Here is a 23,698-nt window from a genome sequence, read left to right as displayed (position 1 = left end):
CCACATGTATCACATCTATATCTGCGCTTCCGATAAAAAATATAGCTTAAACGCTCAAACCATTTTAAATGCTTGATTTTTTGCACTCGATAATCATGTATTTTTCTCGTTTTCTTACCACATTTTGGGCATCTGTGGGTTTGGACCTTCATTTCGACAAATATGGCTATTCGATCCTCAAATTCCTCCACCTTTGCGGTACCGAGAAAAGCTTGACACAAACTCCATTGTTGTGTTTAAATACAACTATATTGACATCATGATTTATTGACTAATTTAAGGAGTGTTGGTTTCATGAGCTTTAAAAATATTACTGTTGCAGGAATTGGTGTGTTAGGGAGTCAGATTGCTTTTCAAACCGCTTTTAAAGGTTTCAACGTATCTGTTTATGATATCAATGATGAAGCGATTGAAAAAGGTAAAGAGAGGATCCAAGAGCTAAAGCCTAGATATCAGAAGGATTTGGGAGCTAGTCCGGAAGAGGTGGATGAGGCGTACAATCGTTTGGAATTCCACACTGATTTGAAGGATGCGGTGAGCGATGCAGATTTAGTCATTGAGGCAGTGCCTGAAGTGTTGGATATTAAAAAGGATTTCTACACGACTTTAGCGAAAGTAGCTCCGGAAAAAACGATTTTCGCTTCGAATTCATCCACGATGATTCCGAGTCAATTGGTTGCATTCACAGGTCGTCCTGAGAAATACTTGCACCTCCATTTTGCGAATGAAATTTGGACGAATAATATTGCGGAAGTGATGAAACACAAAGGAACCGCAGAAGAAGTTTTCCAAGGCGTCATCCAATTTGCAGAAGAAATCGGTATGGTGCCGATTCCGATCCATAAGGAACAGCCTGGTTATGTGTTGAACTCCTTGCTTGTGCCATTTTTGGAAGCGGCTGAAAATCTGGTCGTTAACGGAATTGCAGATTTTGAAATGGTCGATAAGACGTGGATGATTTCGACCGGCGCTCCTAAAGGGCCATTTGCGATTTTGGATGTGATCGGCATCAATACCCCGTACAATTTATCCCGTGCAAAAGCGGAAGCAGGGAACGAAAATGCCGCTAAAGTCGCCGAGTTTTTCAAGAAAGAGTTCATCGATAAAGGAAGAAAAACATTTTACGATTATCCAAATCCGAAATATTTGGATGAAGATTTTCTTAAATAACGACAGAACGGAGACTCGGGGGGTCTCTGTTTTTTTTTGAAACTAAAGAAAATATTTTTAGGGGCGGTCCTATATTCCCTGCAAGGAAAAAATTAGAAATCATTCCACCATACGATTGACTAGGTGAAAAAACAGAGTGCATCCATTAATTTTTACTGAACGGATTATCAGCAAATTCTCATCTTGCTCTTAGCCTTCTTTAAGCTTCGTTGATTATAGTATAAGTAACAAATCAACAGGAGGAATAATAAATAAAAAAAATGATCATCACGAGTGTTGCGGCGAATTCAGACATATTTTATTAAATATAATTCAGAGACCTGATTCGGAAAATAAAAAAGAGAGCAAACATTGCTCTCGATAACAGTTTTATTGGCAAAGCAACATTGCGCCTATGACGCCTTGGTCGTCGTTTAACTCTGGTGCCACTATCAATTGTCTCACATTGGGGACTTCCAAATATCCATTTAAAAACTTCATAAATTTTTCACGGGTCATTTCATATAGTTTTTCCTGTTTCATGACACCACCACCGAGTATAATCTTTTCCGGTTGTAATATCACATAATAGTTCATACAAGCTTGAGCTAAATAATACGCTTCAATTTCCCATACTTTGTCATTATTGGCTAACTTCATTCCCTTTTTGCCATATCTCTTTTCAATTGCTGTTCCTGATGCCAAACCTTCAATACATGCACCATGACTTGGACAACTCCCTTCAAATGGATCGTCTTCATGCTTTTGCACCAAAATATGTCCCATTTCTGGATGGTTTTTTCCTTGAAACACTTGTCCACTTTGCACCAAGCCAGCGCCAATACCCGTACCGATCGTGATATAAAGACAGCTGTCGACATTTTTGCCAGCCTATCTGAAACAGATGAAAATGAGCGCACGAAAGCAACGAGAAGTGAAAAAAGTGATCCGAATGTCTTCCTATCTCCGCCAACCGACACGTCCTTCCATTGGCGTGAAAGAAGGTTCTATACCCGTATATGGCCCTCATTCATCCGCCATTGGAAAATTGGCAAAGAGTTTCAGGTGAAATCCGGACGGAGCCACTCATCAGCTCCGGAAATATACGGAGACTCCAGCGGGAGGAAAGGCCTAGGGGAGACCCCGCAGGGCGCAGCCCGAGGAGGCTCCCCAGCCGCCCGCGGAAAGCGAAGTATATTTCCGGAGCGGTGTATCAGCACACGTTACGTCATAAGGATTTAGCACTAAGAAAGCCAAAAAAAAGCGTACAAAAATAGAGTGCTCAAAATATTGGTGCCATTACGGTACCGAGAAAAGATTGACACAAACTTGTAATAATTACATCTTCTAAACCAGGGATTTTTATGGTATTATTCATTTACACGCTTCTCCTCTCTTTTTGCTTGTTTCTGGTCAATTCAAGTATAAAAGAAATTGGAGAAGCGTGTTTTTATTTGTCTTTAAATTATTTTTAAACCCCAACATTTAGTATAGAGCCTAATCATATGATTGCAAAACAAAAAGGAGCTTGCAAATTTTTCCATAGAATAAAGCTTTGCAAACCCCTTTTTACGATGAAAAAGTTATTTAACCTTTTCCAATGCGCCTTCATCGGCGATTAGCGTCACGTTTGGGTGATTTTTCAGAACGGATGCCGGAAAAGTTTCAGACACCTCTCCATTTACGAGCTGTGCTAACGTATCAGCTTTATGGCTTCCGGAAATAAGCAGCAATATTTCCTTGCTTTCCATAATTGTATCAATTCCCATTGTCACCGCATGGGTCGGAACTTCCTCGATGGAAGCAAAGAAACGGGCGTTCGCCTGTCTTGTCGATTCTTTTAATTTCACCATATGGGTGCGGCTGGAAAAAGACGTTCCCGGTTCATTAAAACCGATATGCCCATTTAAACCAATCCCAAGCACTTGCAAATCAATCGGGCCTAGCGTGCGGATTTTTTCTTCATATGCGTTACACTCTTTTTCTATATCCTCTGCCATCCCATTCGGGATAAATACGTTTTCTTTCAAAATATCGATATGGTCAATAAATTTGTCGTTCATAAAGTAATGATAGCTATTCGGATCATCCGCATCCAAGCCGACATATTCATCCAAGTTAAAAGTCGTCACATCTTTAAAGGAAACTTCACCAGATTGATAGGCTTGAATTAAATATTGATATAACCCTTCTGGTGTTGAGCCGGTAGCCAATCCAAGCACTGGTTTTTCCGTTTCCTTTAATGTTTGGAGTACAATTTCACACGCTTTTCTGCTTAGTGCATCATAATCTTTCGTTTCAATAATTTTCATGTTCCTGCCCCCAGTTCAATCAAATAGCCTTGACAAAAAAATTTTATTGGATATTCCGTCTGTCTGTCAATTAATATTCATCCGAACGCTGCTATCTTAAACCATTTTTCAAATTAAGCATACTTTCTTAATATCCGGTCCACCGCACTCCCGTAAGATTCTCCAAACATATTTAAATGAATGAGCAAATAATAGAGCTGGTACAGTTCTTTTCTCTCTTCATACGATTCAGATAATGGAAAAGCGGTGTTATACGCTTCGTAAAATGTACGAGAAAAACCTCCAAATAATTCGGTAAAGGCTATTTCCATTTCATGGTCACCATAAAAGATAGAAGGATCGATTAAGTATGGATTCCCATCCGCTCCAGCAAGCCAATTTCCGCCCCATAAATCACCGTGTAAAATGCTTTTCTTCGGGAAAGCAGGAATCCACCGTTCCAGCTTTTTCATCACTGCTTCGAGCTGTTTACCGCGTTTGCCGGCAATCGTTCCGCGCTGCTTTCCATAAACAAGCTGAGGATATAACCGGTAATCCCGGAAATAGGCAACCCAATCATTTGTCATTTGATTCGGGAGCTTTAAATTTCCAATAAAACCGTCCCGGTCCATCCCATATCCCTCTGCTTCATTTAAATGAAGAGCAGCCAGCTGTTCCCCTAATAATCTATCAGTCTCATTCTTTTTCGCCCCGAAAATCCATTCCAACCATAGCATCGGTATTCCGGATACTTCCATGATTGCATAAACGTGAGGCACTCGAATGGTGTTCGTTCGACGTATTTTCTTTAGACCATAGGCTTCAAAGACAAAAAATTCTTTTTCTGCTTTTCGGTTCGCCTTAACAAAATATTCGTTTTCCTTTGTCCGGACATAATAAGCTTCATTTATGTCGCCGCCGGGAACAGACCGGAACTCGGCTATGACTCCATCTGGCTCAATTTGCCCTATTCCGGCTTCCAATAATTCCTTCATCAAGCTGCCCCTCTCTTCTATTTATATATACAAATCCATCAATATTTCATCGTAAAATTTCCCATTCATGTGGAAAAAATTTTTATGGGTGCCGATTTTTTTAAAACCAAATTTTTCATATAACTTGATTGCCTTTTCATTTTCCGCCTTTACCCCGAGATGCACATATTTTATGACAGGATGTTTTTCGGCAAAATGAATTAATTCTTCCATTACTGCACTGCCGACACCTTTTCCCCAATAATCTTTTCTTACAGAAATAGCCAGTTCACTATTATGGGCAATTCGCTTTCTGCGGTATGACTGAATCTGTCCAATACTGACAAGGTGATGATCGATGATTCCTACAATCATTAGCGAATTTGGGTCCTCATTCGTTCGACGGATATATTCTTTCTCTTCTTCCACCGTTAAATGAAATTCATTTTCGCCGAACAGCAGGTTGTCACTTTCTCCTCCAACCCGATTTAAATAGCTGATTATCGCTTCCGCATCTTCTTCCTTCGGGTTTCTTAGCGTGAGAATGCTTCCGTCTTTCAGTTTCTTTTCCTTTAACATTTTGGTTATCCTCCCCTCCTTTACATAGGAAGCTTTTGGATGGCATTCAAGACAGTGTATTTTTCAACGGTTGTTCCACAGTGTATACTTAAATCTGAAACGACAAGATAAAGGAGAATTCCATGATTAAAGTGTATAGTGAGATCGTTCCTTTCCGCGGCAGCCACTATGACTTTGGAGTATATCAGGGAAAGCTATTGCTGCATTCACCCATTTTAAGCAACCGGAAAAAACAATGGAAGAAAATGAACCGGCATTTCCAAATCGATAGAATGGAAGTTTTAAACGCATTTCAGTCCTTTGCGCCAAAACTGCTTGAAGAAATCCAAGGGCTGGCCGATTCATTAAAGATGTCCTTTACCGATGCCCTTCGGGAATTTGGCGGATATTATATAGAGTACGGCAATAGCGGCTGCTCCATTTATACAGACAACGGGTTTATGGTGCGGAATTATGATAATGATCCCCTTTCCTATGAAGGACGATTCGTTTTGTTTCAGCCAAACAATGGTTTTGCAGCCATCGGACCGTCGATGCAAATTACCGGCCGTACGGATGGAATCAATGAACACGGCCTGGCCATCGGGTATAATTTTGTTCACCGCAAGAAAACGAGGAACGGATTCATATGCAACATGATTGCACGGATTGTTTTAGAAACTTGCCAAAATAAGGAAGAAGCGATTGATTTATTAAAGGAAATCCCCCATCGCCACTCCTTTATCTACGTACTTTCGGATCCAGATGGCTCGGTTATCGTTGAGGCTTCTCCGAGAAAAGTAGTAGCGCGAACAGGAAATTGGTGCACGAACCACTTTGACATATTAACGGAAGAAAACCGCTACCGGATGCAAGATTCCCGCCAACGATGGTCTGCAATCGCACACAGACAAAGGACTCTAGCAAACCCTTATGACGCATTTCGCATGATGAATGATCCAGCCAGCGGGGTGTTTTCCGAAAAATACGGTGCCTGGGCAGGAACGATTCATACCGCTCAATACTTTCCGAGAGAGAAGAAAATATGGTTTGCTATAGGCGGCAACAGAAAGCCCCTTATCATTGACGGCAAACATTGGTTTGAAGGAAAGGATATTCCAGTCAAACGAATTAAAGGAGAACTGAACTCCCGTTTTCCCTTTGTTAATATGGCGCCGCTCGCATAATACTTGTCGTCACTATTCAGGTGACCTTTTTCCCCATTATACCTTCTCCTTTTATCGAAGCCAACATTTTCCAGACAGAGGTTAGCGTTCTGGACAAATAACTGTATATTTTTGCTGCGGCTACAAACGATAAGATTGAATTGGCAAAAGGAGGAAAGGATCGATGAAAGCAGTTACGTATCAAGGGAAATATAAAGTGGAAGTGAAAAAGGTCGCAGATCCAGCTATAAAAGACCCGGAAGATATCATCGTCCGTATCACCTCTACGTCCATATGCGGGTCTGATTTGCATTTGTATCAAGGCAATTTTCCGCTCCCCATCGAATATATTATCGGCCATGAACCGATGGGCATCGTGGAAGAAACAGGGCCGGGTGTTACCCGGGTGAAAAAAGGCGACCGGGTCGTTATCCCCTTTACAGTAGCCTGCGGGAAATGTGCCTATTGTGAACATCATTTAACTAGCCAATGTGATAATGCGAACCCCCATTATGATGCCGGAGGCTATTTTGGCTACTCTGAAAAATTTGGCAATTATCCTGGTGGTCAGGCTGAATATTTGCGAGTCCCTTTTGGCAATTTTACTCCCTTCGTTTTGCCGGAAGATTGTGAATTAGAGGATGAACAAGTTCTCTTTCTTTCAGATGTTTTGCCGACGGCATACTGGAGTGTGGAAAATGCCGGTGTTAAAAATGGTGACACCGTCATTGTCCTTGGATGCGGCCCCGTTGGATTGATGACGCAAAAATTCGCATGGCTCAAAGGAGCAGACCGGGTCATTGCCGTTGATTATTTTGATTATCGTCTGGAATATGCCCGTAAAATGAATCATACGGAAGCCTTTGATTTTACGAAATACGATGACATGGGAGAAACATTGAAAGAGATAACAAAAGGCGGTGCCGATGTCGTCATTGACTGTGTAGGGATGGACGGGAAAAAGTCTCCCCTCGAATTCATCGAGCAAAAATTGAAGCTCCAAGGAGGCACCCTCGGTCCAATCCAAATTTCGGCCAAGGCGGTGAAAAAAGGCGGTGTAGTACAGCTTACCGGTGTTTACGGCGGATTGTACAATATGTTTCCTTTAGGCCCTTTTTTTACGCGAAATATTACGCTTAAAATGGGGCAAGCACCTGCCCGCAGCTATATGGAAGAATTGTATCAGCTTATCGCTAATAAAAAAATCGATCCAACGGAAATCATTACCCATCGACTCCCGCTGGATCAAGCTGAACATGCATATCGTATTTTTCATCAAAAAAAGGAACAATGTATAAAAGTCGTTCTTAAGCCGTAGTCATAATTAATTTGGCGAAATGGTTCAATTCCATTTCGTTTAACTTTTTCACCACATCTTCTTTTTTCCGGTTCCAAGCAGCTTCTTCCATAGAAAATTCAAGGGGAACATCTTTCTTAATCTCCGCCAATTCCCTCGATATTCGCAGCATTTCTCTATCATTCGTAATTTTCGTTTGTATTCCTTTCGGCAGCTCGGAAAGGTGACGGAGCAAGCTGTCAACAGATCCGTATTCTTTAATCAGTTTCATGGCAGTTTTTTCACCGATCCCTTTAACGCCGGGATAATTGTCGGAAGAATCCCCCATTAGCGCTTTTACTTCGATGACTTGCTGCGGATCAATTCCTGTCTTTTCATGGAAGTTTTCCATTGAATACAGGTCATAATTGCCAATTCCTTTTTTCATGATTGCCACTTGCACGTTACAGTCGACAAGTTGCAATAAATCCCGGTCTCCAGTTAAAACCGTTATTTCAGCCTCTGTCTTAAAATTAGCTGTCAGCGTTCCGATACAATCGTCCGCTTCGTAATTGGCTACACCGACATTCGGAATGCGGAAAAGTTCCACCACTTTTTTGACTAAATCAAATTGGGGAACTAATTCTTCCGGAGGGTGTTCCCGATTCGTTTTATACCCTTCGTAAATCGAAGTACGAAAAGTATCCTTTCCCATGTCCCAGCAACAAATAATATGGGTTGGACGGAAAGTGGATTCGGCATGTAAAAAATATTTTAAAAACTGATACACGCCGTTTGTCGGCAACCCTGTTTCCGTCTTCATAAAATTACCCCTGAATGAAGTGGCAAAAAACCCGCGGAACAGTAATGCCATTCCGTCTACTAAAAGCAATTTATTTTTCATTACATATCCTCAATTCTATTGTTTTGTAATTCTTTTTGGATAATTTCCAGACTGTTCTGGAACTGGGACAGGTTCACCTCTGAACCGATCATCGCCCGATAATTTTCCAGCGTTTTTCGAATCGTTGCCATCATTTCCTTTTTCATCGCTTCCGTATTTCTATTCCACTGGGACAAATATGCTTCGCTAATCTGTGTCTGATTTGCCCGTACATATTGTTCCGCAAAAGGAGAAAGGAGCGCAAACAATTCTTCTTTCATTCTTTCCTTTTCATTATGGACGAAAAACGATTTCGTTCCTTTATATTTTTTCAATGCCTGGTCAAATAAAGCAATGTCGATATTTTCCAACCCTCTTTCAATCGTTGGCGTATTCCAGTTTTTTCGTTTCCAGTCGGAAAGGGTAAATAGCCGATCTATATTTTCTGCATAACTCCCCAGTCTTTGATATAGATGCTCCGCTTGTTCCGTTAAAAATGCTTCTACCCGGAGGGTGACTGCCTGAATTTCCTGATGCAATTCGAAGCTTACGTATTCCAATAATTGTTCTGTGTTCTTTCGGAGCTGTTCGTGGGCTTTTTTCCCTGATTCCGTCACCGTCGTCGGATTGAAACTGTCTTTAAACAAATCGTGAAAACGAATGGACAATCTTTCCAGCACGTAATGCAATTGTTTTTCCACTTTATCGCGAATATTTTTCTCATAGATAGCTGTTTCAAAGGCAGATATCGTTTCGGTCAGCTTATCCTTTTTCTCCGTTAACGACTGGATTCTTTTCTGTTTTTCGGATTCATCCAGCTGGATGGAGGCGATGTATTCTTCCAGCGCATCGTGAATACGTTTCATTTCCCGAATTGCCGACTGTACCGTAAGTGCCGTTAAATCTTGATGAATGAATCGATAAAAAGCAGCTTCAAAGTTTGCCATTTTCTCATTTAATGGAATTTTCCTCTGTTTTTCCAGCAGAGAATTTTTGCTCGATATCGGATACAGTCTTGGCAAACGGATGCCAAAAGCTTGCAGCTGTTCTTCCACGTATTGAATAACGAGCTTAAGTTCGTCCTTATTTTCCGCTAAGTCCGATGCGTTAATAAGGAAAAACATTTTGTCCAGCTGAAAAGCATCTTTAACCCGCCCAAGCTGCTTGAGAAAATCCCGGTCCGCCCGGGAAAAGGCGTGGTTAAAATATGTGACGTAAAGCAGGGCATCGGCATGTTTAATATAATTAAAGGCGACATTTGTATGCCTTGCGTTCATCGAATCCGCTCCAGGCGTATCCACTAACGTAATGCCTTGCTTTGTTAACGGACAATCAAAATATACGTCTGCTATTTCCAAGTAACAGGCTTTTGCTTCATCTGTCACATACAGCTTTAATTCATCGATGGAAATAATTTTTTCCCTGTTTTCCTCCCGCTGATAATCAGGCCACCCTCTTAATAATGCTTGCAAGTATGCCTGGTACATCTCATTTAAGTCCGGGTGTATATGAATGTTTTCCCTTGCTATCCAGTCCAGAAGTGTTCCGAGCTCGTTGGATGGCGGCGAGAACTTTTTCGTCATCTGCACAATATCATTAGCAATATTTTCTTTTGTTTTTAATGTCAATACGACTGTATTGTGGCCGTATTGTTCCGTAACCGGGCGAATTCGGTTTACCGCTGCCGTCGTCGGATTCGGGGATACCGGCAGCAGGTCATCACCAATCAGCGCATTAATAAAGGAAGATTTGCCTGCGCTGAACGCCCCGAACAATGCAATCGTATAACTCCGATTTTTTAAACTCTGTCTCTTTTCCTGGAGTTCCTCTGCATAGTGGTGAACGACTTTCGTATCTCCCAGTGAGCTTAAAATTGCATCAATGCTTTTGATGACTTGTTCAAGCGGAAGTCCGTTGGCTTTGTTCGCTGCTGCACCTCCACCGGAAACAGGAACTTCATCGGCCTTTCGTTCCGGCTTTTCACACGAAACGGCTTCTTCCGTCCGCAAGCGGGCGTACTTTTGCAAATACGCTTCTTTCAAATGCTGCTTTACGTGATCATCCCCATTCGGAGAATGAAGAATTTCATGAAATTCAGCAATACATTCCTGCCGCTCCTGCTCCAGTTCTTCTTTTTTCTCCGTTGTAAACCGCTGCTTCTCTATTTGGGAAAGCCTTTCTTTCCATTCTGTCATTTTGCCTTCATTGGCCTCGGCAATGTACTGAATTAGGGAAGGCAAGATTTCCATTATTTTTTGTTTATATTGTCTTTTAATATCGTTTGCCACATCATCCGCATAGTGGAGAACGTAATCCCCATTTAATTTAGCTCCAGGTTTAACATGGTCCCGCAATCGGTCTTTACTGAAAGGTACGGAAAAAGATTGAACTTGCTGATATAATTGATCATCATCAATTTCATATTTTTTAAGCAAGTGCAATACTTTATCCCGAAGTTTCCATTGAATTAGTGATTCGACATTTTTCTTCAATGCTTCATAAAAGGCCTCGAGCCGCTTCTCCCTTTCGTGCTTCGTTTTCTTTTTTGAAGCGAACAAACCGACTTTAAAAGAGCCGTCCATCGATTCTAAATAAGAATGAATGATTTCCCGCAAACTCGCCGGCATAATGTAAGCATTGGCCAACGTGTACTCGATTTCATGCCGAAATTCTTTCTCCAGCTGCAGCGGTTGCTCTTCCAATCGTTGTAATTTGTTTTGAATGGAATCCCATTCTTCATCTGTCGGACCGACTCCGTGAATTTCCAGCGGCTTGATTTTTTCTTCAAACTGTAATTCGATAAATTTTTTATGCGAGCGGACAATTTGCTCAACTGCCCTTTGAAATCCGTCTCGCATTCTATCCTCTTTCTCCTGGAAAAGGGATAGCAGCGTGGATTTAATCTCTGGAAATTCATTGTATGGATAGTTTCCTTCAAGGAGTGATGAATAAAAAATTCGTTCCGGCTTCAGCTCCCAATTTTGAAAAGTTCCTTGGATCGTTTCAGTAAACTGGCTGAAACTTAACTCTTTTTCGTTATGTTTATCAATTTGGTTAACGATAATAAAGAACGGTATTCCCATTTCTTGAATCTCTTTTAAGAAAAATAAATTGACTTCCGACTGAACATGATTGTAATCCATCATATAAAACAGGACATCAGCCATATGGAGCGCAGATGATGTCAATTTCCCGTCTGCATCATCTGCCGCATCCACACCCGGAGTGTCCATAATGACTGCACCCGCAGGCAACGGAAAATCGGATTTCTCAATTTCTATTGACCGAATGATGCCTTTCGCCGCCGAATATTGCTTAATCTTTTCTGCATCATACGGTTCATTGATTTCAATAATATCCCCCTGCTCCAAGAAAAGACGGACCAGCCCTGCCCCAGACTTTATTTTTACGATGTTTGCACTTGTCGGTATCGGGCTTTTAGGCAAAATTTCCCTTCCTAATAACGCATTGATCATCGATGATTTCCCCGCGGAAAAATGCCCCGTAAATCCGACAATAAACTCATCGTTCTTCATTTTTTCATATAAATCTAAAATTTTGCTTGCATTTTCCGTATCATTCTGTTGCAGCAGCCAATGATACAGCGGATACAAATGATTTTCGTTATAGTTTGCTAGATTTTGCTCCTTCAGTTTTGTCATAACCATGCCCTTTCTCCTTCATCCTCACTAATGATTATTATACGAAACTTCCCCTCCCAATTCTATAGCCACTTTTTTATACTAGTTAACATAATATGATTATCGTTAACTTTGTTTATAGAAAAAAGCTTTGGCATGAAGCCAAAGCTTTAAACCGGATATACCCCGTGTTTTCTCTCGGTAAATATGACGTTCTTTTCAGCATACACACTGTAGCGTTTTATAAGTTCCTGACGCAAGTGGTTTGGATTAATAATATCATCTACTACCATTTCCGAGGCTAGGCGGTAAATATCAATCTCTTTTTTATACTCTTCCTGTTTCTCTTTAATGAAAGCTGCCCTTTCTTCTTCAGGCAACTCGGCAATTTTCTTGGCGTAAACGGCGTTCACCGCTGCTTCCGGTCCCATCACCGCAATTTGCGCGTTTGGAAAGGCCAGACATGCATCCGGCTCAAAGGCCGGCCCAGCCATGGCGTATAGTCCTGCCCCGTAAGCTTTGCGGACAATGACGGAGATTTTAGGCACCGTTGCTTCACTCATCATTGATAACATTTTTGCCCCGTGGCGGATAATCCCTTCCCGTTCCACTTTTGTCCCAATCATGAAACCAGGCACATCCACTAAGAATAATAACGGAATATTAAAGGCATCACAAAGCTGAATAAATTTTGCCGCCTTATCCGCCGAATCGGTAAACAGCACCCCGCCTTTTACCCGAGGCTGATTGGCGATAATCCCGACAGAATGTCCGTTTATTCTCGCCAACCCGGTAATCAGTTCCGGAGCAAATTTCTTCTTAATTTCACAAAAACTGTCCTCGTCAATCACCCGGTCAATCAGATCGTACATATTAAATGGGGCATTTTGGTTTTCCGGAATTAATTCGGCAATAGACTTTTCAAATAATTTCGGTTCTTTCGCTTCTGCTTCTTTCGGCTTGGTGCGGAAATTTTTCGGGAAGTAGCTTAAGTAATTCCGCGCATATTGAATCGCTACTTCTTCCGATTTCACTAATACATCGCCGACGCCAGAAACGGTGGCATGCATATTCGCACCGCCCATTTCTTCAAGGGTTACTTTTTCGCCGATCACTTTTTCCGCCATCCGTGGCGAGCCTAAATACATGGACGCATTCCCGTCCACCATAATGACGACGTCACAAAATGCCGGTATGTAGGCTCCGCCAGCAGCCGACGGACCGAATAACAGGCATACTTGCGGTACCCGGCCGGACAGTTTTATTTGATTATGGAAAATTCTCCCGGCACCACGTCGCCCCGGAAACATTTCGATCTGATCCGTAATCCGCGCTCCTGCAGAGTCAACTAGATAGATGATGGGAATTTCCAGTTTCATTGCAGTTTCTTGGATGCGCAATATTTTCTCTACCGTTCTTTTTCCCCAAGATCCTGCTTTCACCGTGGAATCATTTGCCATGATACAAACATCTTGGCCGTTGATTTTGCCGATGCCTGTAACGACGCCATCAGACGGCAAGGAGTCATCCATACAGTTGGCAAAAAAGGCATCTTCAATATGAAGCCCTTCGTCCAATAACAGTTCAAGGCGCTTCCTGACGAATAATTTTCCTTTATCTTGATTTGCTTTATGATATTTTTCTTTTCCGCCCTGTTTGATTTTCTCAATCCGCGCTTCTAATTCCTGAATTAAGGACATCCTACCACTCCTCGCTTATTTGCCCTGATAATTTGGTTTTCTTTTCTCGCTAAAGGCAAGCAGCCCTTCTTTACGGTCTTCTGTCGGAATGGTTTTTTGATATGCCAGATGTTCTATCGCCAGTCCAGTATCCAAATCGGTTTCCATTCCTTTATTGATAGCCAATTTAGCCTGCTGTAAAGCGATTGGCCCATTTTGAGCAATTGTTCTTGCCAGCTGAAGCGCCTGCTCCAGCAAATCTTCCTTTTCCGCCACTTCTTCCACTAAGCCGATTCGTTCCGCTTCTTCAGCCGTAATTGGTTTCGCTGTATAAATCAGCTTTTTTGCCATGCCGATTCCGATGAGCCGCGGCAATCGCTGGGTTCCGCCTGCACCAGGAATAATGGCTAATGAGGTTTCGGTTAAACCGAGCTTTATTCCTTTCGCTGCTATTCGCAAATCACATGCAAGCGCCAGTTCTAAACCTCCGCCATAGGCTGCACCGTTAAGGGCAGCAATCACAGGTTTTGGCATCTTTTCCAAAGCAGAAACGGTATTGCCGATGTAGCGCACCGCTTCCGTTACTTGTTCATCGGTCATTGTCTTTCTTTCCTTCAAGTCTGCACCGGCGCAAAACGCCTTTTCCCCAGCACCGGTAAGGATGGCACAATAGATGCTGTTGTCTTGTGCAACTTCTTGAATCGCAATATTCAAATCATCTAAAAGCTGTTTTGACATTGCATTGGCAGCTTCTTTCCGGTTTAATGTCATTACGGCAATATGATCTTCTGCTTTCGACCAGGTAACGAGAGGTTCCATATGTATCACCCCGAATTAAAATTTCCTTGCTACGCAGAAAAAGGAAAAGGATGAACATTTTATCCAATTCCTTTTTTAATATAATCGAGCAATTATTCCAGTACGACGAGCACATCGTCTTCGTTTACGAAGTCCCCTTCGTTTACCTTTACTTCCTTTACTACTCCGGAAGACTCGGCAGCAATTGGAATTTCCATTTTCATCGATTCCAAAATAATCACGTCGTCGCCTTCCTGTACAGAATCTCCTGTATTCACCAATACTTTCCAAACGCTTCCTGCCATACTTGCTTTCACTTCCATTGTACTTCCTCCTATCATTCTGCAAATCTATTAAGCTCGTAAACTAACAGCCTAATTCTCTGGCAATAACTAACCGCTGAATTTCTGATGTACCTTCGCCAATTTCTAAAAGTTTGGCATCCCGTAAATACCGCTCCACTTCATATTCCCGCATATATCCATAGCCGCCATGGATTTGAATCGCCTGATTTGCTGCGCGGAAAGCTGTTTCCGTTGCATACAACTTGGCGAACGCTGCTTCTTTTTTAAAGGCTTTTCCTTTATCTTTCAGCCATGCAGCCTTGTATACCATATTTCTCGCTAATTCCACTTCCATTGCCATATCTGCCAGTTTAAACTGAATCGCCTGGAACTTGGAAATGGATTGGCCAAACTGTTTCCTTTCCTTGGCGTATTGCAGCGCCTTATCCAATGAAGCCTGGGCTATGCCTAATCCTAACGCGCCAATGGAAATTCGGCCTCCATCCAGCGTGTATAAAAATTGTTTAAACCCTTTGTCTTTCTCCCCTAAAATATTTTCTTTCGGTACCCGGACATTTTCCAGCACAATTTCCGCTGTATTGGAACCGCGAACACCCATCTTGTCATAATTGCTCGTTATCGTCACACCTTCCGTATCGGTAGGAACGATAAAAGCGGTGATGGCATTTTTCCCTTTGCTGTCTTTGCCTGTCACGGCTGTAATTATCAGTGTTTTGGCGTAGCTGGCATTTGTAATAAAGCATTTTTCGCCATTAATGACGTATTCGTCCTCGTCGAGTACGGCTGTCGTTTTCGTTCCTCCGGCGTCAGACCCCGCATTCGGTTCGGTTAAGCCAAAGGATGCAAGGGCTTTTCCTTCAGCAAGAGGGGTTAAATATGTTTGTTTCTGTTCTTCGGTTCCAAAATAATAGAAAGGACTGGCGCCGAGGGAAACGGCTGCAGCATAGCTTAAGCCCGTACTGCCGCAGACGCGTCCGATTTCTTCAACGGCAATGGCATAAGAGAGAGTATCCCCTCCGGATCCCCCGTATTCTTCCGGAAAGGGAATGCCTAATAATCCTAATTCTCCCATCTGCTTGAATATGTCTTCCGGAAATTTCGCTTCCTTGTCAATTTCCAGCGCCCTTGGCCGAATGACTTCCTCGGCAAACTCCCGTACCATCGATCTTACCATCTGTTGTTCTTTTGTAAGTTCAAAATCCAATCTTCCCCACCACCCTTTGTCAGATTATTGAAGTATAGCGCTTACATTCGGTGAGAACAAAAGGTGTTGCCTGTTAAGCAACCCTAATGTCTCCATTACCCTTTCATTTTACATGGTAATGGGAGAATAAGAAAGTATTAGCTATATTTTCAAAATTTTTCGTCAAAAGGTTTGTAATAATTGCATTCCTTCCACACTGCTTGAACTTCACCAGTCGTATCCGTATCTAAAATAAAGGAACCATTGCTATACCGGTCGCTTTCCGGCAGTTGCAGCGGCATAAATTGGTGTACCTCGCCATTTTCCGTCTGAACATGAATGGATTCATCACCGAAAACGGCGAAAAACCCTCTTAGACGGTGAGGTTTTGCTTTTAATTCCCGAAGCATGACAAGTCCTCTTCTTGCCCGGGAAGACTTTTCAAAACCCCCTAAGGACATACGCTTGCAGGCTCCCCTCTGAGTAACGGCAACGAGGGATGGTTCGGCTAATTCATCAAAAACGATTCCGCCAACGACTTGTTCTTCATCTTTTAATTGGATTGCTTTCACTCCAGCCGCCCGCTGACCGACGGCGGAAATTTCCTGTTCGTGATACCAGAGCCCGTACCCCTTATCTGTTGCAATAAAGACATCATAATGGCCGTTTGTCTGATGGACCGAAATAACTTCATCCCCATCTTTTAGATTTAGGGCAATCAGCCCTTTGCCATACCGCTGCTTATCATATAATTTTAATTCACTCCGCTTTGCCATGCCCTTTTTCGTAAAGAATACAAGGTATTGATTGTTTTCAAATTCCCGAATCGGTATACATTGGATGAAAAATTCATCCTTGTCCAATGCAGTGAGATGGGATATATGCATCCCTAATTCTTTCCAGCGGATATCCGGCAATTCATGAATCGGCATAATGATATATTTGCCTTTATTCGTAAACAAAAGAATTTTATCCGTCGTATGCAATTCCATTAAAGAGATTAAATAATCATTGTCTTTCATCGGGAAGTCGTCCCCGTTGGAAGCGGTATAGGACCTTAAACTCGTCCGTTTCATATAGCCGTCTTTCGTTACCGATACGACTACATCCTCATTGGCAACCATTACTTCAATATTAATCTTTAATTCTTCAATTTTTTCTTCAATTTCTGTCCGCCGCTCATCGGCATACTTCTTTTTCATCTGCCGCAAGTCTTTTTTAATCGTTTGAAGCAATTTCTTTTCGCTCTGAAGAATCGCTTCATATTCCGTTATCTGTTTTTCCAGTTCTTCCTGTTCTTTTTTTAATTGGGTAACGTCCGTATTCGTTAATCGGTATAGCTGAAGCATAACGATGGCCTCTGCCTGCTGCTCCGTAAAGCCAAACACGTCGATAATCCGTTTTTTCGCATCCTGCTTATCCTTGGAAGAACGAATCAGTTCAATTAACTCATCAAGAACGGAAATCGCTTTTATTAATCCTTCGACGATATGGGCCCGGTTCTTTGCCTTTCGCAAATCAAACTGGGTGCTCCGGGTAACGACTTCTTTTTGATGTTCGATATACGCATCAAGCATCTCTGGGAGAGAGAGCAATTTCGGCGTCCGATTTAATATTGCCACCATATTAAAATGATACGTAATCTGTAAATCCGTATTTTTATATAAATAATTCAGCACGCTTTCACTGTCTGTATTTCGTTTCAGTTCAACGACAATCCGAAGCCCTGTACGATCTGTTTCGTCTCTTACTTCCACAATCCCTTCTACTTTTCTGTCGAGACGCAATTCATCGATTTTTTTCACTAAGCTTGCTTTATTGACATCGAAAGGAATTTCTTCAATCACGATTTGCTCCCGGTTGCCCCGTATCGCTTCGATTCGCGTTTTTGCCCTGACAATCACTTTCCCTTTCCCGGTTTTGTAGGCATCCTTTATTCCTTTCACACCTTGAATAATGCCGCCAGTAGGAAAATCAGGACCTTTAATCACTTCCATTAACTGTTCAACATCAGCGTTCGGATGATCGATTTTCATAATGACGCCATCAATGACTTCACCCAAATTGTGGGGCGGAATATCTGTAGCATAGCCTGCAGATATTCCAGTTGAACCATTGACTAACAGGTTCGGAAATTTTGCCGGAAGCACAAGGGGTTCCATCGTCGTCTCGTCAAAATTGGCAATGAAATCGACTGTTTCTTTATCAATATCCCTAAGCAATTCTGAGGAAATGGGAGAAAGCCTTGCTTCCGTATAACGCATCGCAGCAGGGGGATCACCGTCAATGCTGCCGTTATTTCCGTGCATTTCAATGAGGATATTCCGATTTTTCCACTCTTGGCTAAGCCGGACCATCGCTTCATATACAGACGTATCGCCGTGGGGATGGTAATTGCCGATAACGGTACCAACGGTTTTTGCCGACTTGCGGAATCCTTTATCGTGAGTATTTTTTTCCGTATGCATCGCAAATAATATTCTGCGCTGTACCGGTTTTAGACCATCCCTTGCATCGGGCAATGCCCTCTCCTGAATAATGTATTTGCTGTATCGGCCAAAACGGTCACCGATCACTTCCTCCAAAGGCAGATTTAAAAATTGTTCTGACTGTGCCAAGTCAATCTCCCCTAATCTTTAGAAATTTTTTCGTTTTCGATAATCGATTCGTCTTCTTCCAGTCCAAATTTCACGTGTTGTTCAATCCATTTTCGTCTCGGTTCTACTTTATCTCCCATCAGCGTCGTGACCCGGCGTTCTGCTCTCGCCAAATCATCAATGGATATGCGGATTAATGTTCTCGTTTCCGGATTCATCGTTGTTTCCCATAATTGGTCTGCGTTCATTTCGCCAAGACCTTTGTAGCGCTGAATGATGTAGCCGTTTTTTAATTCTTTCGTCGCCTTCTGCAGTTCCTCATCTGACCAGGCATAAATAATTTTTTCCTGCTTGCCTTTGCCTTTAGATATTTTATAGAGGGGCGGAAGGGCGATATAAACTTTGCCCGCTTCGATTAACGGACGCATGTAGCGATAGAAAAATGTCAGGAGCAATACTTGAATATGGGCCCCGTCAGTATCCGCATCGGTCATAATAATCACTTTATCGTACTGGACATCTTCCAGCTGAAAATCGGCACCGACCCCAGCTCCAATCGTATGAATAATCGTCGAAATTTCTTCATTTTTCATCACGTCCTGGAGCTTGGACTTTTCCGTGTTAATGACTTTACCCCTTAATGGCAGCACGGCCTGGAAGCGGCGGTCTCTTCCCTGTTTCGCCGAACCTCCTGCCGAATCCCCTTCTACGAGATACAATTCATTTTTTTTCGGATTTTTCGACTGAGCTGGTGTCAATTTCCCGCTAAGAATCGCATCTTTTCTTCTTCTTTTTTTGCCTGTTCTCGCCTCTTCCCTCGCTTTTCGGGCAGCTTCCCTTGCTTCTTTCGCCCGAATCGCTTTTTTCACGAGGGAGGTGGCAATTTCCGCATTTTCTTCCAGAAAATAGGCTACATGCTCCGAGACAACCGCATCAACGGCAGAGCGGGCTTCTTGCGTCCCCAGTTTAGCTTTCGTTTGTCCTTCAAACTGTAAAATATTTTCCGGGATTCTAACGGAAATAATCGCGGCTAATCCTTCACGGATATCGGCGCCATCCAAATTTTTATCCTTCTCTTTCAGCAAGGACATTCTTCTCGCATATTCATTCACCGTTCGGGTAATCGCCATGCGCGCTCCAGATTCATGGGTGCCGCCGTCAGAAGTCCGGACATGGTTGACGAAGGAGAGCATATTTTCTGCATAACCGTCATTAAACTGGAAAGCAAACTCGACTTCTATGCCTTGCTGCTTCCCTTCAATGTACACGACAGGATGCAGCGTATCTTTTTCTTCGTTTAAATAACCGACAAAGGATTCGATCCCGTTCGGGTAATGGAAAGTTGTTTCCTCCATTGTTCGCAAGTCCTTTAAATGAATCGTTAAACCTTTCAGCAAAAAGGCGGATTCGCGCAATCGTTCAGAAATCCATTCGTAGTCAAATTCGGTGGAAGAAAAAATCGTTTCATCGGGCCGAAAATGGATTAAGGTTCCTTGCTTTTTCGTTTTCCCTCTCTTTTCTAACGGAGAAACGATGCTGCCTCCCTTTTCAAATCGCTGGAAAAAAATTTGGCCGTCCCGGTAAATTGTCACTTCCAGCCATTCGGACAGGGCGTTCACAACGGAGGCTCCCACTCCGTGCAAGCCGCCGCTCGATTTGTATCCGCCTTGTCCAAATTTTCCGCCGGCATGCAAGACAGTAAAAATGACTTCCGTCGTCGGTTTTCCCGTACGGTGCAAACCCGTTGGTATCCCTCTTCCTTTATCTTCAACGGAAATACTATTATCCTTATGTATCGTTACGGTAATCTCATTTCCAAAACCGGATAACGCTTCATCCACCGCATTATCAACAATTTCATAGACGAGATGGTGCAGCCCCCGTTTATCGGTACTGCCAATGTACATTCCGGGCCGCTTACGTACGGCATCTAGTCCTTCTAAAATATGTATTGAATCATCGGTATAAGCTATAGACTGATCTTTCAACAACCATCGACCCCTCTCAACCATTCCAGTATTTCTCTTTATTTAACATCATAGAACAAACGTTTCCTATTGTAAAATCCTATTATTTCTTGCATGAAAGCCGATTATTAGTATACACCAAAAATTCAGGAATTGCATAAAGGGATATGAAATCTGTCTTCCATGCCAATTTGCTTGTTTTAGAAAATTCGTTCCAAAATTATACCTATTGATAGAAAATTTGCAGATATTTCCACAGTTATTTTATATGAAGACGATAAGGGGAATGCCATCGCAGAGAAAAGAGAAAGGAAAACTCCCTTAAAAATCTTTAAGGGAGCTATTTTTTGACTAATACGGCGTGAACTACTTTGATGCATAAATCCATCACGACCGTCCAGCCTCTTTCCTTTAAGTAGCTGTATGCTTCTTCATTGACAATGCCCTGCTGAGCCCAGAAAACTTTGGCATTTGTTTTTGCTGCTTCTTTCGCAATATCCGGCAAAAATTCAGAGCGCCGGAAAACGTTGATAATATCGATATCTTCCGGTACATCCGATAATGACGGATACGCTTTTTCCCCAAGGACTTCCTCAATCATCGGATTTACCGGGATAATCCGATACCCAATCTCCTGCATAATTTTTGCTATCTGATAGGATGTTCGTTCCGGATTGTCTGATAACCCAACGACGGCAATCGTTTTAGCATCTTCCAAAATCTGTTTCAATTCCTCATTGGATGGATTTTCCCAAGTCAATTATTATCCCGCCTTCCATACTTATATTTTGGATTGCGAATTTACATTTGAAGTTCTAATTGTATACAATATAACATGTAACGTATTATAATGAAAATGAAGTCTGCTCTTTCTTCCAACGTTATGATAGAATGAACTTACCCATTATTACTGAAAGTAGGATGATACATGGAATTCTTCATTTTTGCGATAATTGCCTATATATTAGGTTCCATACCTTCCGCTTTAATCGTTGGAAAAGTCGGTTATAACGTGGATATTCGCGAACACGGAAGCGGCAATTTAGGTGCGACGAACACTTTCCGCATACTCGGGAAAAAAGCGGGAATCATTGTGACTTTAGCGGATATTTTAAAGGGAACGGCCGCTGTGCTGATTCCTATTCTTTTTGACGCAGATATCCATCCACTGCTTATCGGCTTATTTGCCGTCATCGGGCACACCTATCCTGTTTTTGCCAAATTTAAGGGCGGAAAGGCTGTCGCTACTTCGGGCGGAATTATCCTCGGAATTTATCCGCTGCTGTTTCTTATCATGGTAGGAACTTTTCTGCTTACGTTGTATTTGACGAAATATGTTTCCTTATCATCGATGATAACCGGAGTAATTACGGTGTTCACTTCCTTGTTTTTCCGTGATGTGATACTCGTCATCGTCATTACAGCTTTGACAGTATTTGTTTTTTACCGTCACCGGGAAAATATTAAGCGGATTTATAAAGGAACAGAACCGAAAATTAAGTGGATGTAGCTAGCAGAGGTGACACTTGTGAAATATTTATTTATTGGACTAATCCAATTTTACCGGAAAGCAATCAGCCCGTTTACCCCGCCGACGTGCCGTTTCTATCCGACATGTTCTGAATACAGTCTGGAGGCTTTTCGCCGGTTTGGCGTTTGGAAAGGGGCCTACTTAACGATTAAACGGATTAGCAAATGTCATCCCTTCCATCCCGGAGGAGTCGATCTCGTTCCGGAAAAAGAGCGTAAAAGTTAAACTGCATCTGTTTTGTGAAAAAATATTCAAGGAATGTTATTTTCCTTGAATATTTTTTCCTTTATCCTGCTGTAATAAATTAAACCGCTGCAATTGTTCCCATTGTTGCTCTTGCTTAAGAATCTTTACTTGATATTCTCCGAACAAATCAAAATGGGGAAAATTTTTATCCATATGAATCCATTTCGGGTCTAACCCGTACTGTTGTCCCCAGGCAATGAGCTTTTCCACGTCATTGCAGCCGACTTTTGTTACCGTATAGCTATTCGGAAAACGGGGATCTAACCAGTAGTGGGTAAGAAATGCAATATTTCCTTTTGCAACATTTTCCTTCCAGTTGCGAAGTTCTGTCCGGTTAATTCCAAAGGCCATCACGATTCTCCTTCTAAATGCATCATATACGCCCTATGCCAGTCCGGAAAGGCTCTTCTTAACGATATCGGGCGAAAGGTATCTTTTTTAACAATAACGTGCTTTGTCATGCCGCTTACCGCTATTTGTTGATGTTCATTTAACACGTGGTAGCCGTAAACTGTCCGCAATCCATCATAGTCTTCCAGCCACGTTTCCACAAATGCTTTTTCCCCATAGCGTATGGGAGACTTATAGGTAAGTTGTGCATCAATTACCGGGGAAACGACATTTTCCGTCTCCATGGCTGCATAGCTTAATCCTAAGCTTTCTACAAATTTCGTTCTTCCTATTTCAAACCAGACTAAATAATTTGCGTGGTATACAACTCCCATCTGATCTGTTTCTTGATAGCGTACTTCTATTGGTGTTACAATTTTTCCCAAAGTTCATTCCTCCATAGCAATCGTTAACAATAGTATCGTACCATATTTTGCTGGCAAATGGCTGGAGGAGGAATTATAAAAAACCCCAAATCATCCGATTTGAGGTTTTCGACTTATCTTTATTTATTCTTCTTTATTATTCTTTTTTTGATGCTGGTATTCTTCTTTTATTTCTTGTCGGAATCCTTCAAGCGCCTCTTCTCTGCGCCTGTTTTTGGCAAGAATTTGTTCCCTTTCTTCACCTGAGGCATATTCCAATGTAGCCTCTGCTTTTTCTATATTTTCGATCGTATTTTGAACCATATTTTGCAGCTTTTCTACATTATCACTTCGATCATCCGGGTTAGGCTGATAATTCCTTTCCAATTAAGACTCACTCCTTTCTTTGAACTAACTATATTTTCTCTAACTGGAGATTTACTATACAAAAAAAATTCTCTTTCCTAAAAGTTCGCCATGAACTCTCGAGGAAAGAGAATTTGCTTCCCTTTTATTTTGCATCTTTCCATGTTTTTCGAAATTTTTTCTCTAAATTTTCTTCAATTTGTTCCATTAATGCCCGGTCTTCTAAAATTTGTCTGCGGTTTTCCTGAACAAGTTCCTCAAAAGTTAATTTTTTCTTCAATGATATGGCTCTTCACTCCTTTTGTTTTTATAAGAAGTATTGCCATATCTTGC

At 42.0% G+C, this 23,698-nt stretch carries 22 protein-coding genes and 1 pseudogene; 5 read left to right on the top strand and 18 right to left on the bottom strand.

Translation table 11 applies throughout. The annotated features are described in order from the left end of the window. On the bottom strand, positions 1-221 hold a 221-nt coding region (locus tag IEV18_RS06285; protein WP_188391533.1), incomplete at its 3' end, for a transposase family protein. Positions 222-294: 73 nt separating this feature from the next. Here IEV18_RS06285 and IEV18_RS06280 point away from each other — a divergent pair. After that, the gene (locus IEV18_RS06280; protein ID WP_188391532.1) at positions 295-1,170 is read left to right on the top strand and encodes a 3-hydroxyacyl-CoA dehydrogenase; all 876 of its coding nucleotides are present in this window, start codon (positions 295-297) and stop codon (positions 1,168-1,170) included. A gap of 369 nt (positions 1,171-1,539) precedes the next feature. Here IEV18_RS06280 and IEV18_RS06275 read toward each other — a convergent pair. The 4 genes and pseudogenes from IEV18_RS06275 to IEV18_RS06260 form a co-directional block, all read right to left on the bottom strand. Continuing rightward, positions 1,540-2,025, bottom strand: a pseudogene (locus IEV18_RS06275) (ROK family protein); the annotation flags it as partial. Between the two features lie 707 nt (positions 2,026-2,732). Further along, a complete protein-coding gene (gene nagB, locus IEV18_RS06270) occupies positions 2,733-3,461 on the bottom strand; it encodes a glucosamine-6-phosphate deaminase (RefSeq protein ID WP_188391531.1) in 729 nt (242 codons plus the stop codon). Positions 3,462-3,574: 113 nt separating this feature from the next. Next, positions 3,575-4,435 carry a fructosamine kinase family protein gene (locus IEV18_RS06265; RefSeq protein WP_188391530.1) on the bottom strand — a complete coding sequence of 287 codons (861 nt, stop codon included), beginning with the start codon at positions 4,433-4,435 and terminating at the stop codon, positions 3,575-3,577. A 21-nt stretch (positions 4,436-4,456) separates the two neighbouring features. Next, positions 4,457-4,993 (bottom strand): GNAT family N-acetyltransferase, encoded by a 537-nt coding sequence (locus tag IEV18_RS06260; protein WP_188391529.1) that lies wholly within the window; start codon positions 4,991-4,993, stop codon positions 4,457-4,459. A 122-nt stretch (positions 4,994-5,115) separates the two neighbouring features. Here IEV18_RS06260 and IEV18_RS06255 point away from each other — a divergent pair, with 122 nt between their 5' ends. Together IEV18_RS06255 and IEV18_RS06250 are read left to right on the top strand one after the other, a co-directional pair. After that, positions 5,116-6,159 (top strand): C45 family autoproteolytic acyltransferase/hydrolase, encoded by a 1,044-nt coding sequence (locus IEV18_RS06255; RefSeq protein ID WP_188391528.1) that lies wholly within the window; start codon positions 5,116-5,118, stop codon positions 6,157-6,159. A 163-nt stretch (positions 6,160-6,322) separates the two neighbouring features. Then, positions 6,323-7,456, top strand: a complete 1,134-nt coding sequence (locus IEV18_RS06250) for a zinc-dependent alcohol dehydrogenase (protein ID WP_188391527.1) — start codon at positions 6,323-6,325, stop codon at positions 7,454-7,456. On the opposite strand, the gene IEV18_RS06245 is transcribed toward IEV18_RS06250, so the two are convergent. The 9 genes from IEV18_RS06245 to IEV18_RS06205 all read right to left on the bottom strand — a co-directional run bounded on the left by IEV18_RS06245 (position 7,446) and on the right by IEV18_RS06205 (position 21,227). Next, positions 7,446-8,318, bottom strand: a complete 873-nt coding sequence (locus tag IEV18_RS06245) for a 5'-3' exonuclease (RefSeq protein WP_188391526.1) — start codon at positions 8,316-8,318, stop codon at positions 7,446-7,448. The genes IEV18_RS06250 and IEV18_RS06245 overlap by 11 nt on opposite strands. Continuing rightward, positions 8,318-11,965: a dynamin family protein gene (locus IEV18_RS06240; protein ID WP_188391525.1), complete on the bottom strand. Its 3,648-nt coding sequence runs from the start codon at positions 11,963-11,965 to the stop codon at positions 8,318-8,320. Before IEV18_RS06240 ends, IEV18_RS06245 begins: the two co-directional genes overlap by 1 nt. 143 nt (positions 11,966-12,108) lie before the next feature. After that, complete coding sequence (locus IEV18_RS06235; protein WP_188391524.1) at positions 12,109-13,638, bottom strand: acyl-CoA carboxylase subunit beta; 1,530 nt, start codon at positions 13,636-13,638, stop codon at positions 12,109-12,111. 15 nt (positions 13,639-13,653) lie between these two features. Then, positions 13,654-14,436, bottom strand: coding sequence for an enoyl-CoA hydratase (locus tag IEV18_RS06230; RefSeq protein ID WP_188391523.1), 783 nt, complete (start codon positions 14,434-14,436; stop codon positions 13,654-13,656). Positions 14,437-14,528: 92 nt separating this feature from the next. Next, positions 14,529-14,738 (bottom strand): acetyl-CoA carboxylase biotin carboxyl carrier protein subunit, encoded by a 210-nt coding sequence (locus IEV18_RS06225; protein WP_188391522.1) that lies wholly within the window; start codon positions 14,736-14,738, stop codon positions 14,529-14,531. Between the two features lie 43 nt (positions 14,739-14,781). Beyond that, positions 14,782-15,924 (bottom strand): acyl-CoA dehydrogenase, encoded by a 1,143-nt coding sequence (locus IEV18_RS06220; protein ID WP_188391521.1) that lies wholly within the window; start codon positions 15,922-15,924, stop codon positions 14,782-14,784. 149 nt (positions 15,925-16,073) lie between these two features. Continuing rightward, positions 16,074-18,521, bottom strand: coding sequence for a DNA topoisomerase IV subunit A (parC, locus tag IEV18_RS06215; RefSeq protein ID WP_188391520.1), 2,448 nt, complete (start codon positions 18,519-18,521; stop codon positions 16,074-16,076). An 11-nt stretch (positions 18,522-18,532) separates the two neighbouring features. Further along, positions 18,533-20,488 carry a DNA topoisomerase IV subunit B gene (gene parE, locus IEV18_RS06210; RefSeq protein ID WP_229733562.1) on the bottom strand — a complete coding sequence of 652 codons (1,956 nt, stop codon included), beginning with the start codon at positions 20,486-20,488 and terminating at the stop codon, positions 18,533-18,535. A gap of 319 nt (positions 20,489-20,807) precedes the next feature. Next, positions 20,808-21,227, bottom strand: coding sequence for a CoA-binding protein (locus IEV18_RS06205; RefSeq protein ID WP_188391518.1), 420 nt, complete (start codon positions 21,225-21,227; stop codon positions 20,808-20,810). 168 nt (positions 21,228-21,395) lie between these two features. Between IEV18_RS06205 and plsY the strand changes: the two genes are divergently transcribed. Both plsY and yidD read left to right on the top strand, forming a co-directional pair. Beyond that, the gene (plsY, locus tag IEV18_RS06200; RefSeq protein WP_188391517.1) at positions 21,396-21,977 is read left to right on the top strand and encodes a glycerol-3-phosphate 1-O-acyltransferase PlsY; all 582 of its coding nucleotides are present in this window, start codon (positions 21,396-21,398) and stop codon (positions 21,975-21,977) included. Positions 21,978-21,995: 18 nt separating this feature from the next. Further along, the gene (gene yidD, locus IEV18_RS06195) at positions 21,996-22,223 is read left to right on the top strand and encodes a membrane protein insertion efficiency factor YidD (RefSeq protein WP_188391516.1); all 228 of its coding nucleotides are present in this window, start codon (positions 21,996-21,998) and stop codon (positions 22,221-22,223) included. Positions 22,224-22,259: 36 nt separating this feature from the next. Here the strand turns inward: yidD and IEV18_RS06190 are convergent, their stop codons facing one another. From IEV18_RS06190 to IEV18_RS06175, 4 genes are all read right to left on the bottom strand, one after another. Continuing rightward, entirely contained in the window at positions 22,260-22,595 is a 336-nt protein-coding gene (locus tag IEV18_RS06190) for a hypothetical protein (RefSeq protein WP_188391515.1), read from the bottom strand. Next, the gene (locus IEV18_RS06185; RefSeq protein WP_188391514.1) at positions 22,595-23,020 is read right to left on the bottom strand and encodes an acyl-CoA thioesterase; all 426 of its coding nucleotides are present in this window, start codon (positions 23,018-23,020) and stop codon (positions 22,595-22,597) included. Before IEV18_RS06185 ends, IEV18_RS06190 begins: the two co-directional genes overlap by 1 nt. Positions 23,021-23,143: 123 nt before the next feature. After that, a complete protein-coding gene (gene tlp, locus IEV18_RS06180; protein ID WP_188391513.1) occupies positions 23,144-23,386 on the bottom strand; it encodes a small acid-soluble spore protein Tlp in 243 nt (80 codons plus the stop codon). 124 nt (positions 23,387-23,510) lie between these two features. Next, positions 23,511-23,645: an FbpB family small basic protein gene (locus IEV18_RS06175; RefSeq protein ID WP_308421547.1), complete on the bottom strand. Its 135-nt coding sequence runs from the start codon at positions 23,643-23,645 to the stop codon at positions 23,511-23,513. Positions 23,646-23,698 lie beyond the last annotated feature (53 nt).

It is taken from the genome of Compostibacillus humi, assembly GCF_014637175.1.
GTDB classification, from domain to species: domain Bacteria; phylum Bacillota; class Bacilli; order Bacillales; family Amphibacillaceae; genus Oceanobacillus; species Oceanobacillus humi.
Note: the sequence above shows the minus strand (reverse complement) of the source record. Positions and strands in the feature narration are given on the sequence as shown.